Genomic DNA, 13,606 nt, shown 5'->3' on the forward strand with positions numbered 1-13,606 from the left:
CGGAGTCGACCCAGTGCCCGGCGACGAACGTGCCGTCCTCCGAGTAGCTCTGCTCGACCGCGACCGACTCGTCGAAGCCGGCGAACCACAGTGCCGGCGAGACGAACGCGGTGTCCTGCGGGTAGTCGCCGAGGACTCCGCCGCCGGGCGTCTCGACCGAGACGATGCCGTTGGAGCCGCTCGTGCCGGTCTGCGCAGTCAGCTCGGCCAGGCCGAAGTCGGACACGAAGGCCGCTCCAGCGCCACCGCGGCCGACGACGTCGCCGCCCGCCGCGAGGAACTCCTCGACCACGGTGCGGCCTGCGGCCTGCTCCGGGGTGAAGGAGAGGGCGCGTCCCACGTAGAGCACGTCGGCGCTCTCGAGGGTCGCGGTGCCCGCGGTGAGCGCGGCCGCGTCGACGGCGACCGCGTCGGCGAAGCCGAGCTTGGCCAGCGCGTCGCGGTCCTCGTTCGTGCCGGAGTAGGCGACGCGGAGGGCGTCGAGCGCCTTCCCGTCCTCGGCGCGCACGCGGTCGGCGGTGGTCGCCGTGAAGTCGACGCCGAAGGCGGCGGCGGCTCCCTCGGCGGCCGCGAGCCCGGCGGCGTCTGCACGGAGGGCGATCGTGCCGTCCTCGAACTGCTCGAGGGCGACGCCGTCGGCCAGCAGCGCGTTGACGGCCTGGTACTCCAGGACGCCGCGCGGCTCGAAGGCGAGGTAATCGGCGCCTGCCGGGACGGAGCCGACCGGAGCCACGGCGGTCACCGGCTCCAGGCCGACAGCCGGGAGGGCGTCGGTGGTGGAGCCGATCGCCTGCACGTCGGCGCCCCAGAGGAGCGATAGGCTCCAGGCCGAGACGTCGTACATCTCGGGCACGCGGCTCGAGATGTCGCTGCCGTCGGCGAGGAGGACGTTGGCGAGGCCGCGGACCGACTGGTGCATGTCGACCAGGTAGGTGCCCGCGGGGTAGGAGACTCCTCCGACGCTCGTGGCGGCCGTGGTCCGCGACACCTCGACGCCGTGGGCGAGCAGCTGCGCGACGAGGGTCTCGGCGTCCGAGACGGAGCGCTGCGTGCCGTCGACGGGGATGACGTAGGCGCGCGGGTACTCGGTCGTGTAGACGTCGGTCTCGTCCCATATCTCGGTCCACTCGGTCGGCACGCCCGCGGGCAGGTCGGCCGCGGAGACGTCGGCGGGGATCTCGATGGCGGGGGCGCCGGTGACGCCGCGCTCGAAGATGGCGACCTGGTTGCTCAGGAGCGCGTCGCGGTTGGCCTCGATGTAGTCGACGGAGGCGTCCATGACGATCCCGGCGACCTCGACGTCGATGTCCGCGTTGGCCTGGCCCTGGGCGATCTCCTCCGGAGTGCTGTTGGCCGTGCGGCCGAGCGGAAGCTCCACCGTGTTGGTGATCGCGCCCTGGAAGGCGACGTACTGCGGGGCGAAGATGGGGGGCCAGTCGTCCCAGCCCGCGCGGATGTCGCGGTAGGGGATGAGGATCTTCCCGGTGTTGTCCGTGGTGGCGCTGCCGTCCTCGGCGAGGTAGGTGTTGCCGGGCACGTCGGCCTCGACGACGCGGCGCTCGATCTCGAGCGCGGTCGCGTAGGCGTGCGGGAGGAAGAGGTCGTACTCGTAGTTCTCGCCGTGCGGCGGGCCGCAGGGCTCGACCTGGAGGATCCCGGTGTAGCCGTGGATGTCGATGAAGTACGTGGGCTGGAGCACGCTCGAGAGGTCGCGGATCACGGCCGCCTCGCTGGTGGCTCCGGTGATCATGTCGCGGTTCGGGTCGTAGCCCGCGGCGACGGCGCGCTGGCCGAGGGCGCGGCCGTCGGGGTTGTTGGTGACGGTGAAGTAGAGGCGGTTGCCCTCGAGCAGCGCCTCGGTCTCCGCGTCCTCGGCGGTGGCGACGCCCTCGATGTACTCGAGGATCGCGTCGCTGCCCTCCCACTCGTTGCCGTGCATGTTGCCGTTGAACCAGACCGGCACCTTGTAGCCGTCCATCAGGTCGGCGTCGGCGGCCGCGGCGGCGGGCTCGTACTTGAGCCGGTCGCGCCACTCGGCCTGCTGCGCCGTCTCGGCCTCGGTCTCGGGGGCGGTGACGGTGACCAGGTAGATGTCGCGGCCGAGGCCGGACTTCCCGACCACCTGGGTCGAGACCCGGTCGGAGCGGGCGGCGAGCGCGTTCAGCTGCGGCGCGATGGCGTCGTAGGGGGTGACTCCGCGCAGGAGCGAGGCGTCGGTCGGGTCGACGGGCACCTCGGTCAGCGGGGTCTGCTGCGGGTAGCTGGTCGGCACCGCGATCGGAGCGGACGGCGGACGCACGATGTCCACGCGGGTGTAGTCGGCGGGTGCTGTCGTCGTGGCGGTCGCCGGTGGGGCGACCAGGAGGCCGCCGGCGGCGAGCGCGAGCGCGGCGCATCCGGAGGCGAGGGCGGTTCGAGATCTCAAGCGGAGTTCTTCCCTTGTCGAGGCGTGACGGAACGGATCGGGCCCCCGTCGGCGTCTGGATCTCCGAATCGGATGTGAACCCTCTCAGGAAGATAGAGGCTCCATGTTTCCGTCACGTGTCGGCCGGGTCACCTCCGCGAGATGCCTGTTCTGAACGCCTCGCCCGGCGACTCGGGTGCCCGAGTGGCATCCGGCGAGAGGAGGAAGCAGGTCCCGGTCAGAGGAAGAGGGAGAGGACGAGCGTGGCGCCGAGCGCGAGGACGGAGGCGAGGGAGACGCCGACGGTCACCGACTTGAGGGCGCCGCGGACCGACTGGCCGAGGAAGCTCTGCAGCAGCCAGAAGGTGTTCGAGGTGACGTGGATGCAGAACAGCGCGCCGGAGCCCGCGGCGAGCGCGATCAGCAGAGGGTCGAGGCCGAGTGTCGCGGCGACCGGCGCGACGACTCCGGCCGCCGTGATCGCCGAGAGGGTGACCGAGCCGACCGCGATGTGCAGCACGGCCGCCATCACCCAGACGAGCAGCAGCGGCGCGGTCGCCGAGGTCGAGAAGTAGCCCTTCAGGATCTCGCCGAGGTCGCCCTGCGCGATCACCGCGGCGAGCGCCCCGCCGACGCCGGTGAGCAGGAAGATCTGCCCGCCGTCCTGGAAGCCCTTGGCGACCGCCTTCTCCATCCGCGCGGTTCCCACGGTGGACCGGCCGACCACTCCGGTGCCGATCACGGCGAGGAGGAGCGCGATGACGGGGTTCCCGAGGAACTGCAGCACCGGCAGCTCGATCCCGGAGACGGTGAGCACCGCCTGCGCGGCGATGAGCAGGAGGGCGAGGAGCATGGGCGCGAAGAGGAGCAGGAGCGGGCGCTCGCGGGCGGCGTGGGCGTCCTGCGCTCCGGCGGGACCCGCCGCGTCCTCGACGGACGAGCCGGACGAGCCGCCCGATGCCGCTCCGGCTCCGCTCGAGGACGCCCCGCCGCTCCCCCGCGCTCCGAACGACGGCAGCCGTCCGACGTCCGCGGCGGGCGACGCCCCCACCGTCGCGAGCCCGGTCGTGTCGTCGCGCACGACCAGCTGCTCGTCGCGCGCCGGGTCCCAGAAGCCGAGGCGGAACGCGAGCGACATCAGCAGGATCGTGACCACGACCGTCGGCGCCACCACCGCGAATCCGCCGAGCATCATCACGCCCAGCGGCACGCCGAGCAGCCCCGCGAGCGCGACCGCGGCGAAGCCGGGCACCATCATCACGATGCCCGTCTCGAGCCCGACGGCGAAGGTCACGGCGACGATGCCGGTGCCCGCGCGCCCCAGCCGCGGCGCGATCCGGCGGGCGAGCGGGGCCGCGATCACGATCAGCGCGTCGACGAAGATCGTCTGCAGGTAGGTGGCGAAGGAGAGGCCCAGCGCGTAGGGGATCCCTCGGCGGCCGAAGACGCGCAGCAGGCCCTCGACGAGCCGGACGACGGCGCCCATCTCGTTGAGCATCGCGCCGATGAGCACGCCCCAGCCGATCAGGAGGCCCGCCTCCATCATCACCTCGCCGAAGCCGGTGGTCATCGTGGAGACGGTGTCGACGGGGCCGAGCCCGGTGAGCAGGCCGATCGCGGCGGCTCCGACGGCCAGCGCCAGCACCGGGTTGAACCGGAAGCGCACGATCGCGACGACGACCGCGACGATCACGAGGGCGACGACGCCCAGGGTGTACCACTCGGGCATGACGTCCTCCTCCGCCCGCGACTGCGCGTGCCGTCACACCCTAGGGGACCGCCGCGCACCCCCTCGCCCCCGCCGGCACGGGGCCCTAGCGTGGACGCATGGCACTGACGCTCCCCGAGCCCCGACTCCCCTCCCTCCTCGACTCCCCCGTCCTGCGCTGGGGGGTGATCGCGCCCGGCTCGATCGCCGGCTCGTTCGTCGAGGCGCTGCAGAAGCACACCCGGCAGCGCGTGGTCTCGGTGGGCTCCCGCTCGCTGGAGCGCGCGGAGCGGTTCGCGAGCCGGTTCGGGATCGAGCGGGCCTCGGCCGGCTACGAGGCCGTGGTCGAGGATCCGGAGGTCGACGTGGTCTACATCGCGTCCCCGCACTCGGAGCACGCCCGCCAGGCGCTGCTCGCCATCGCCGCGGGCAAGCACATCCTGGTCGAGAAGCCGTTCGCGCCGACCCCGGGCGAGGCCGAGATGATCGTGCACGCCGCGCGCGACGCCGGAGTCTTCGCGATGGAGGCGATGTGGATGCGCTACCTGCCGCACATGGACGTCGTGCGGCAGCTGCTCGCCGACGGGGCGGTCGGCGCGCCCGCCGTCGTCTCGGCCGACTTCGGCGCCGCCTTCGACTTCGACCCCTCCAGCCGCATCTTCGACCCGGCGCTCGCGGGCGGCGGCCTGCTGGACGTCGGCGTCTACGCCTCCTCCTTCGTCTCGATGGTGGCGGGCACCCCGCAGAGCACCGTCGTCGCCGGCAGCATGACCTCGACCGGCGTCGACGCGACCGCGACGATCGTCGGCAGCCACGCGCACGGGGTGCAGTCGGTCGCCACCTCGACCGTGCTGGCCGACACCCGCCACGCGGCGAGCGTCGCGGGGCGGGCGGGGCGGATCGACGTGCACCCGTCGTTCTGGACGCCGGGCGGCGTGACGCTCACCCGCGGCTCCGAGAACGGGTCGTGGATCGACGAGACGCCGCTCCAGGGCGGCGAGGGCCTCGCCTGGGAGGCGCTGCACGTCGCGCAGTACGTGACGGAGGGGCGCACCGAGTCGCCGCTGCACCCGCTCGACGAGGTGGTCGCCGTGGTGCGGACCCTCGACGACGCGCGCCGCCGGCTGGGCGTCTCGGTGTAGGGCGGGCGGCGGGAGACCGCCGTCCCGGCCCTCAGCCCGCCGGCAGCTCGACGCGGAAGCTCGTGCGCCCCGGCTCGGACGCGACGATGACGCGCCCGCCGTGGGCGTCGACGACCGCCGCCACGATCGCCAGGCCCAGCCCCGTCGATCCGGTCGTGCGCGCTCGGGAGGAGTCGCCGCGGGCGAAGCGCTCGAACAGCACCGGCACCAGCTCCGGCGCGATGCCCGGGCCGGAATCGGTGACCGTCACGACTGCGATCGGCCGCCCCTCCGACACCTCCTCGGCGAGCGCCGCCACGACCCGGGTGCCGGGGGGCGTGTGCACGGTCGCGTTCCGCAGCAGATTGGCGACCACCTGGTGCAGCCGGAAGCCGTCGCCGCGGATCTCGATCGGCTCCTCGGGGAGCTCGAGGTCCCACTCGTGGTCGGGGCCCGCGGCGTGCGCGTCCGACAGCGCCTCGATCACGAGCAGCGTCAGGTCGACGGGCTCCTTCTCGAGGTCGCGGCCCTCGTCGAGGCGGGCGAGCAGGAGGAGGTCCTCGACCAGCGAGGTCATCCGGGTGGCGGCGGACTCGATCCGGTCGAGGGAGTAGGCCGCCGACTCCGGCAGCTCGGTCCCGCCGCGCCGGGGCAGCTCCGCGTAGCCGCGGATCGCCGCGAGGGGAGTGCGCAGCTCGTGCGAGGCGTCGGCGACGAACTGCCGCACCTTGTCCTCGCTCGCCTGCCGCGACTCCAGAGCACCGGTGACGTGGTCGAGCATGCGGTTGAAGGCGGCGCCGACGCGCCCGACCTCGGTGCGGGTGTCGGCGTCCTCCTCCGGGACCCGCTCGACCAGCTCGACGGCGCCGCGGTCCAGCGGCAGCTCGGCCACGCGGGTCGCCGTCGCCTCCACCCGCTCCAAGGGCCGCAGTGCCACGCGGATGATCGCGGTGGCGACGAGGGCGACCAGCAGCATCGCCAGCAGCACCACCACGACGACCACCCAGGTGAGGGAGGCGAGCGTCTCGGCGACCTCGCCCAGGGGGACGCCGACGACGACGACGGAGCCCTCGACCGCCGCCGCGCGCACGCGGTAGGTCCCGAGGCTCCCGGGCAACTCGATGGTCGCCTCCTCGCCCCCCGCGGCGACGGCCGCCGCGAGCACCGAGTCGGCCGGGTCCGAGAACTGCCGGCAGACCCCGTCGGCGTCGACGTAGGCGCCGATGAAGGAGCCGTCCGAGCCCTGGACGGCGGTGATGGTGCTGAGGTTCTGGCTCGGGCCGCCGCCGAAGGATCCGCTCGGGCAGGTCGTGGCCTGCTCGATCGCGCTCGACCCGCCGAAGCGGCTCGGCCCGTCGAAGTCCTGGAGGCGCGTGACCGACTGGCTGAGCGACGCGTCCGTGCTGCCGTAGAGGATCGAGCGGGCGGAGAGCACGCTGACCGCTCCCACGACGCCCGCCGTCACCGCGACGAGCGCGACCACGGCGACGACCATCCGCCGCCGCAGAGTCCACGGCGCGCGCCGGCCGCGGCGGGAGCTGCGGAGGGCGGAGCGGGTCGCGAAGTCGCCGAGCGACGGGCGGCCGGTGCGGCTCACTGGTCGGCGGGCTTCAGGAGGTAGCCGGCGCCGCGCACGGTGTGGATCATCGGCGAGCGGCCGGCGTCGATCTTCTTGCGCAGGTACGAGATGTAGATCTCGACCACGCTCGACTTGCCGCCGAAGTCGTACGACCAGACCCGGTCGAGGATCTGGGCCTTGCTGAGCACGCGGCGCGGATTGCGCATCAGGAAGCGCAGCAGCTCGAACTCGGTGGCGGTCAGCTCGATCTCGTCGCCGCCCCGGCGGACCTCGTGGCTGTCCTCGTTCAGCACCAGGTCCCCCACGACGACCTCGGGGTCGTCCGCGTCGTTGGCGAGCAGGGTGCTGCGGCGGATGAGTCCGCGCATCCGGGCGACCAGCTCCTCGAGGGAGAAGGGCTTGGTGACGTAGTCGTCGCCGCCGGCGGTGAGCCCGGCGATCCGGTCGTCGAGCGCGTCCTTCGCGGTGAGGAAGAGGACCGGGGTCTCGCTGCCGTCCGCGCGGACCCGCTGCAGGACCTGGAGGCCGTCGATGTCGGGGAGCATCACGTCGAGCACGATCACGTCGGGCCGGAACTCGCGGGTGATCGTGATCGCGGCGCGGCCCTCGGCGGCGGTGCGCACCTCCCAGCCCTCGTAGCGCAGAGCCATCTGGAGCAGGTCGGTGAGGGTGCTCTCGTCGTCGACGACGAGGACGCGGATCGGCGTCCCGTCGGCCCGCTTCAGGCGGGTGCGCTGCGCGGGGGCGAGGTGCTTCGAGGGGACCGGGGTGCTCATGACTCCAGTATCGGGAGTTCCCTATGGATCGGCTATGACCGGCCGATGCCGTCGCTGTGCGCTCCCGATGCGTCCTCCGCGGGATCGGCGTCGAGCTCCTCCGGAGCGATCGCCGCGGTGCGCGCATAGCCGCGGACCCGCCGGTCGATGAAGGTCGCCGCCCAGAGCAGGACGCCGATCACGAGCAGCACCCCCGCGATCCCGTACTGGGCCGTGTCGCGTCCCGAGGTGATCGGCAGCACCAGGTAGACGCAGGCGATCGTGCCCAGCACCGGCAGCACGGTGGGGGTCCGGAAGTGACGGTGCTCGACCGGCTGCCGCCGCAGCACCAGCACGGAGACGTTGACGACGGCGAAGACCGCCAGCAGGAGGAGCGACGTGGTCCCGCCCAGCAGCACCGCGATGGGGTCGGAGGGGTCGCGCGACACGTAGGCGGTGAGGAGCAGGGCGATCACCGTCGTGAAGAGGATCGCGGCCCACGGCGTGCGCCGTCCGCGCAGCACGTTCTGCAGGAACGGCGGCAGCACGCCCTGGCGGCTCATCCCGTAGAGCAGGCGGCTGGCCATCATCATGTTGATCAGCGCGCTGTTGGCCACGGCGAAGAGCGAGATGAAGGGCAGCAGCGTCGAGATCGGGAAGTCGGGCGCCGCGGCCTCGACGACCGTGACGAGCGGAGTGTCGTTGCCGGCCAGCTCCCCCACGGGGACGATCGCGACGGCGAGCGTGGACACGAGCACGTAGACCACGGCGGTGATGCCGAGACCCGTGAGCATCACGCGCGGGAAGATGCGGCTGGGCTCCTTCGTCTCCTCCGCCATGTTCACGGAGTCCTCGAATCCGACCATCGCGAAGAACGCCAGCGAGGTCGCGGTGCTCACCGCGAGCAGCAGCGACTTGTCCTCCGGCGCCTCGAACGCGACCACCCGCGAGAAGTCGGCCTGCCCGCCGAACACCGCGAAGAAGCACACGAAGATCACCAGCAGCAGGCCCGAGAGCTCGATCAGGGTGAGCACCACGTTCAGCCCGACGCTCTCGGCGACACCGCGCAGGTTCACCAGGGCGATGCAGACCATGAACACCAGCGCGATGCTCAGCCGCGTCCCCGCGCCGTCCCCGAGCCCGAAGCCGATCGCGAAGTTGCTCGCGAAGGCGCCCGAGGCGGCGGAGGCCGAGGTGATCCCGCTCGCCATCACGGTGAAGCAGACGAGGAACGTGACGAAGTGGATCCCGAACGCCTTGTGCGCGTAGAGCGCGGCGCCCGCCGCCTGCGGGTACTTCGTCACCAGCTCCAGGTAGGAGCAGGCGGTGAGCGTGGCGACGACGAACGCGATCACGAAGGGGAGCCACGCGGCCCCGCCCACCTCGGCCGCGACCTGCCCGGTGAGCGCGTAGATCCCGGTGCCGAGGATGTCGCCGACCACGAACAGCAGCAGCAGCTTGGGGCCGAGCACGCGCTTGAGCTCGGGCGGGGCGGACGTCTCTCTCGTGGCGGTCATCGTCGGCCCCTCCCGTTGCGGATGAGCGCGAGCCTACGACCGCGGGCACCGCCCCGGGAAGAGCGGGCGCCCGGGGAGCAGGAGTCGACGTCACCCACGACTCCGCCGTCGCGCCGTGCGCAGCGCAGCCTCCACCTCGCCGGCGGGAGGCTGCGCGAGGCCGGCTGACCGGATGCTGCCACGGCCGGAGCCTGCCCGGGCGTCCGGTGGTCCCCCGACCCTCCGCCCCGCGCGGAGCCGGGGGTCCGCCGCATGTCCGGATGCTGCCGTGCCCGGATGCTGATCTGGTTCCGCCGACGGGCCTCCGCGAGGCTCTGAGGACCACGACGAGAGGACGCACCATGACCGCCACTGCACCCGCCGCCACCCCGCACCTCGGCCCCGTCGCCGCCGGAGGCGCCCTCGCCTGGGCCGCGCTGGCCGCGCTGCTCCTGCTCGGGGAGCCGCACCCCGCGGCTGTCCTCGTGCTCGTGCTCGCGGCCGCCGCCGCGACCTCGCTGAGCGTCGTCGCCGTCGCCCGCCGGCAGCCCCCCGCCCGCCGCACCGGCGTCGTGATCGGTCTCCTCGCCCCCCTCCTCGCGAACGCCGGTCTCACTCCGCTCGCCGCGCTGGTCGGCCCGGCCGTGTTCGGAGCGGTGGCGCTGGTCCTCGCCGGTGAGCTCGCCGTCGTCGCGGTTCTCGCGCGGCGGCGCTGAGTGCGCGCCTCCTACACTCGGGAGGGTCGGGAGAACGGGGGGCCGCCGGTGCTGAGCGAGAACGCGATCGCGCTGTACCTGCACGCGTCCGTGCGCGGAGACTGGTCGCTCGAGAGCGCGTCGGACGAGCTCGGCGTCACCGTCGACGGCCTCCGCGAGGCGCGCGACGAGCTGATCGGGCTCCGGCTGCTCGCTCCGCTGCACGCGGGGGCGGAGTCGCTCGCCACGGCCGCGCCGGACATCGCCCTGGCCGAGCTGATCGCCGACGACGAGCGGCGCCTCCTCGAGCTGCAGACCGGGATCACCCGCCGCCGCAGCGAGCTGATGGCCCTCGTCCCCGCCTACCGGAGCGCCCGCAGCGCCCTTGCCGCCGCGGAGCAGGTGGAGGTGATCGAGGACCCGGCGACCGTCCTCCGGCTGCTCCTCGACCTGCAGCGCGGAGCCTCGGAGGAGGTGCTGATCGCCGCTCCCGGCACCAGCAGCGTGGAGCGGCACGAGGCGAGCGACGCCGTCGACCGCGAGCTGCTCGGGCGCGGTATCGCGAGACGGACGCTGTACCACGACCGCCGCCGCGACAACGCGGCCCTCCGGCGCTCGGTCGCGGAGCTCGAGCCGCTGGGCGCGAGGTTCCGGACCCTCCCGGTGCTGCCCTTCCGGCTGGTGGTCTTCGACCGCTCCCTCGCGATCGTCGCCCGCTCCCGGGACGAGGACGACCGCGCCGCCCTGGTCGTCCGCTCCTCCGAGCTCGCGGCGACCCTGGCGCGCGTCTTCGACGCGGCGTGGGAGTTCGCAGCGCCCCTGCACGCGGCAGGTGCCGAGGAGGAGCCCTCCCTCTCCGCGGTGCAGCGGTCGATCCTGCAGGGCCTCGCCGCCGGGCTCACCGACGAGGCGCTCGCGGCACGGCTGGACCTCAGCGTGCGCACCTGCCGTCGGCACATCGCCGGTCTCTTCGAGCTGCTCGGCGCCGAGAGCCGCTTCCAGGCGGGCGTGCTCGCGTCTCGGCGGGGCTGGCTGCCGGTCCGACCGCGCTGACGCCGGCCGTCGGCGAGCTCAGCGCCGCGGAGCCGCGGTGTCGGAACGGGGTGTCCGCTAGCGGACACGTCCTCTTCCGGCTCTTGTCCCGGCACTCTCCCAGGTCGAACATGGGGACCGCCGCCGACATCCCCGATGACGGGCGGCCTCCGCACCGCGACACCGTACCCGACGGGACCGCGGCCCCGACGCCCGCGCCGTACCCGACGGACCGCGGCGCATCAGCGACCTGAGCCGAACGCGCGCACAGGCGCTCCTCCGGCGCGCCGTCCGGCACCCCCGACCGACGACGCTCCGGGCCCCCGCTTCCACCTACCCGAAGAGCTCACCCGTGAACCCCAGCACCCCCGCCCGCCCTGTTCCTCCCTCTCCACCCGAGATCCGCCCGCTCCTGACGCGCCAGCAGCGCGTCGCCAGCCCCCGTGCCGTCACCAGCCGCGCCAAGCAGCAGTCGCCCTCGCTCATCATGATCGTGCTGCTCTCCGGCGCCGGCGCGCTGCTCTACGGCGCCTTCCTGCTCAACCCGCGCAACATCGGCGACCCCCTCCCGTTCGCCATCGTCATCATCTGCGAGCTCTACCTGATCGGCCAGGCCGCGCTCACGATGTGGACCGCCCTGTCGAGCACGTACGACCCGCGCGACTCCGCCTTCCACTCCGCCCGAGCGACGCTCTACGGGAGCCCGGTCGACGGCATCCCGATCGGCGAGGACCTCTACCTCGGCCGCCGCCGCATCACCGTCGACGTCTTCATCACGACCTACAGGGAGGACCCCGCGATCATCGAGGAGACGGCCCGTGCGGCCCGCGACATGCGCGGCACCCACGTGACGTGGCTCCTCGACGACGGGGACGACCCGCAGGTCGCCGCGATCGCCGAGCGCCTGGGCGTCCGGTACGTGGTGCGCGAGGACCGCGCGGGTGCCAAGGCCGGCAACGTGAACCACGCGCTCCGTCTGACAGACTCGGACTTCGCCGTGATGATCGACGCCGACTTCGTGACCGTGCCGGAGTTCCTGGAGGAGACTCTCCCCTTCTTCGCCCACGACGACGTCGCCTTCGTGCAGGCCCCGCAGGTCTACGGGAACGCGCACAACTTCATCTCGCGCGGCTCCGCCTACATGCAGATCGTCTTCTACGCCCTCACCCAGCCGGGCAAGAACAAGTACAACTCCGCCTTCTGCGTGGGCACCAACGCCGTCTTCCGCCGCAAGGCCCTCGACGACATCGGCGGGATGTACGAGGGCTCGCAGTCCGAGGACATCTGGACGTCGATCTTCGTGCACGAGCGCGGCTGGCGCTCGATCTTCGTGCCGATGACCCTCGCGGTCGGGCGCACGCCCGAGACGATCGAGGCCTTCGTCCGCCAGCAGGTCCGCTGGGCCGTCGGCGGGTTCGAGATCCTGCTCAAGCACAACCCGTTCTCGCCGAAGCGCCGGCTCACGACCGACCAGCGCGTGCAGTACTTCATGACCGTCACGTTCTACTTCACCGGGATCGTGCCGCTGGGCCTGATCGTGCTGCCCCCGCTGCAGATCTACCTGAACATCACGCCGGTCAGCCTCGAGGTGCCGCTCGTCGAGTGGATCCTCTTCTACTGCGGGTTCTACGTGCTGCAGATCGGGCTCGCGCTGTTCATCATCGGCTCGTTCCGGTGGGAGACGCTGCTGCTGTCGACCGTCACCTTCCCGATGTACACGAAGGCGTTCTTCCTCGCTCTCGCGGGCCGGAAGCCGGCCTGGACCTCGACGGGCGCGACCGGGCAGGCCGCCTCGCCCTTCAACTTCATCAAGGTGCAGATGGTCTTCCTGGTGTTCCTGGCCGCGACCTCCGTCGTCGGCTTCCTCAAGGCGGAGTGGACCGCGGAGTACTCGGTGGCGCTCGCCTGGAACGTCCTGAACACCCTCACGCTCGGAGCGTTCGCGGTGATCGCGGCGCGCGAGCACGTCCTCCTGAAGCGCGCCGCCCGGGCCGAGGTGGTCGCTCCGAGCGGCCCCGCCGCCGCGGGACGCCACGGACTCGCCGTGGGTGCGGCATGACCGCGCTGCGCTGGCTCGGCTTCCTCGCCTCGTGCGCCCTCGCGCTCGGCGTCGCCGCCGCCGGCCTGGTCTACGCGAACAACTCCTCGCTCACCGTGCGGGCGGCGAGCGCTCAGCTCGTCACCGACGAGTACTCGCTGGGGACGCCCTACGCGGGCACGATCCAGGACCTCACGATCTCCCGCGGCGACGCGGTGGAGAAGGGCGACGTGCTCTTCAGCCTGCAGAGCACCGTCCTCGAGTCCGACATGCAGACGAAGACGTTCACCAGCGCCGATGTCGGCTACCGGATCGAGGAGGGCGGCCTGATGGTCTTCACGGCGGCGCTGGACGGCGTGGTCACGTCGGTCGACGCCGAGATCGGCTCCTTCGTCGAGGAGGACCAGATGATCGCGGTCGTCGCGATCTCGGACTCGATCCACCTCGAGAGCGAGTTCGTGCTCGGCGCCCGGGACTACTCGCGGGTCCCGATCGGCGGCACCGTCGCCGTGGCGATGCCGGACGGGACGACCGTCGACGCCGAGATCTACGACGTCGAGGTGGAGCGGTTCCACGAGGGGCGGGCGACGACCGTCATCCGCGCGCGCACCGACGAGATCACGACGCAGGACTACACCGTGGTCGGAGCTCCCGTCGCGGCGGAGGTGCGGCTCCGCGACGACGGCGACGGCTTCGGCGGCTGGCTGGTCGCCCAGCTCGGCAGGCTCTTCACGCCGGGCGGGTTCGCGCGGTGAGGCGCGGGGCGGGGGCGGCCCTC

Annotated in this window: 10 protein-coding genes; 5 read left to right on the forward strand and 5 right to left on the reverse strand. The window is 72.7% G+C overall.

All coding sequences use genetic code 11. From position 1 onward, the window contains the following. Window positions 1–2,425 (reverse strand): M14 family zinc carboxypeptidase (locus C5B98_RS10415; RefSeq protein ID WP_104327763.1); only part of this gene is annotated, 2,425 nt, incomplete at its 3' end. Window positions 2,426–2,642: 217 nt separating this feature from the next. Further along, window positions 2,643–4,133, reverse strand: a complete 1,491-nt coding sequence (locus C5B98_RS10420; RefSeq protein WP_104249815.1) for a GntP family permease — start codon at window positions 4,131–4,133, stop codon at window positions 2,643–2,645. A 98-nt stretch (window positions 4,134–4,231) separates the two neighbouring features. Here C5B98_RS10420 and C5B98_RS10425 point away from each other — a divergent pair, with 98 nt between their 5' ends. Further along, window positions 4,232–5,254 carry a Gfo/Idh/MocA family protein gene (locus tag C5B98_RS10425; protein WP_104249814.1) on the forward strand — a complete coding sequence of 341 codons (1,023 nt, stop codon included), beginning with the start codon at window positions 4,232–4,234 and terminating at the stop codon, window positions 5,252–5,254. A 31-nt stretch (window positions 5,255–5,285) separates the two neighbouring features. On the opposite strand, the gene C5B98_RS10430 is transcribed toward C5B98_RS10425, so the two are convergent. The 3 genes from C5B98_RS10430 to C5B98_RS10440 are packed head-to-tail and all read right to left on the reverse strand — an operon-like array spanning window position 5,286 to window position 9,084. Beyond that, window positions 5,286–6,830, reverse strand: a complete 1,545-nt coding sequence (locus tag C5B98_RS10430) for a cell wall metabolism sensor histidine kinase WalK (RefSeq protein WP_219814375.1) — start codon at window positions 6,828–6,830, stop codon at window positions 5,286–5,288. Further along, a complete protein-coding gene (locus C5B98_RS10435; protein ID WP_104249813.1) occupies window positions 6,827–7,588 on the reverse strand; it encodes a response regulator transcription factor in 762 nt (253 codons plus the stop codon). The genes C5B98_RS10430 and C5B98_RS10435 overlap by 4 nt, the downstream gene beginning before the upstream one ends. 32 nt (window positions 7,589–7,620) lie before the next feature. Then, window positions 7,621–9,084 (reverse strand): APC family permease, encoded by a 1,464-nt coding sequence (locus C5B98_RS10440; protein WP_104247764.1) that lies wholly within the window; start codon window positions 9,082–9,084, stop codon window positions 7,621–7,623. 341 nt (window positions 9,085–9,425) lie between these two features. Between C5B98_RS10440 and C5B98_RS10445 the strand changes: the two genes are divergently transcribed. From C5B98_RS10445 to C5B98_RS16995, 4 genes are all read left to right on the forward strand, one after another. Further along, the gene (locus C5B98_RS10445; protein WP_104247765.1) at window positions 9,426–9,779 is read left to right on the forward strand and encodes a hypothetical protein; all 354 of its coding nucleotides are present in this window, start codon (window positions 9,426–9,428) and stop codon (window positions 9,777–9,779) included. A gap of 48 nt (window positions 9,780–9,827) precedes the next feature. Beyond that, window positions 9,828–10,811 (forward strand): helix-turn-helix transcriptional regulator, encoded by a 984-nt coding sequence (locus tag C5B98_RS10450; protein WP_104324518.1) that lies wholly within the window; start codon window positions 9,828–9,830, stop codon window positions 10,809–10,811. Window positions 10,812–11,142: 331 nt separating this feature from the next. Further along, a complete protein-coding gene (locus C5B98_RS10455) occupies window positions 11,143–12,849 on the forward strand; it encodes a glycosyltransferase family 2 protein (protein ID WP_104266760.1) in 1,707 nt (568 codons plus the stop codon). After that, complete coding sequence (locus C5B98_RS16995) at window positions 12,846–13,583, forward strand: biotin/lipoyl-binding protein (RefSeq protein ID WP_104247768.1); 738 nt, start codon at window positions 12,846–12,848, stop codon at window positions 13,581–13,583. Before C5B98_RS10455 ends, C5B98_RS16995 begins: the two co-directional genes overlap by 4 nt. Window positions 13,584–13,606 lie beyond the last annotated feature (23 nt).

Origin of the sequence: Rathayibacter sp. AY1A5 (assembly GCF_002930875.1) — a bacterium.
Classification (GTDB): Bacteria; Actinomycetota; Actinomycetes; order Actinomycetales; family Microbacteriaceae; genus Rathayibacter.

What these genes read in the sequence shown, in the direction of transcription:
- C5B98_RS10420 (WP_104249815.1), bottom strand. Translation starts at nt 4,133, where the DNA reads ATGCCCGAGTGGTACACCCTGGGCGTCGTCGCCCTCGTGATCGTCGCG.
- C5B98_RS10440 (WP_104247764.1), bottom strand. Translation starts at nt 9,084, where the DNA reads ATGACCGCCACGAGAGAGACGTCCGCCCCGCCCGAGCTCAAGCGCGTG.
- C5B98_RS16995 (WP_104247768.1), top strand. Translation starts at nt 12,846, where the DNA reads ATGACCGCGCTGCGCTGGCTCGGCTTCCTCGCCTCGTGCGCCCTCGCG.
- C5B98_RS10445 (WP_104247765.1), top strand. Translation starts at nt 9,426, where the DNA reads ATGACCGCCACTGCACCCGCCGCCACCCCGCACCTCGGCCCCGTCGCC.
- C5B98_RS10425 (WP_104249814.1), top strand. Translation starts at nt 4,232, where the DNA reads ATGGCACTGACGCTCCCCGAGCCCCGACTCCCCTCCCTCCTCGACTCC.
- C5B98_RS10435 (WP_104249813.1), bottom strand. Translation starts at nt 7,588, where the DNA reads ATGAGCACCCCGGTCCCCTCGAAGCACCTCGCCCCCGCGCAGCGCACC.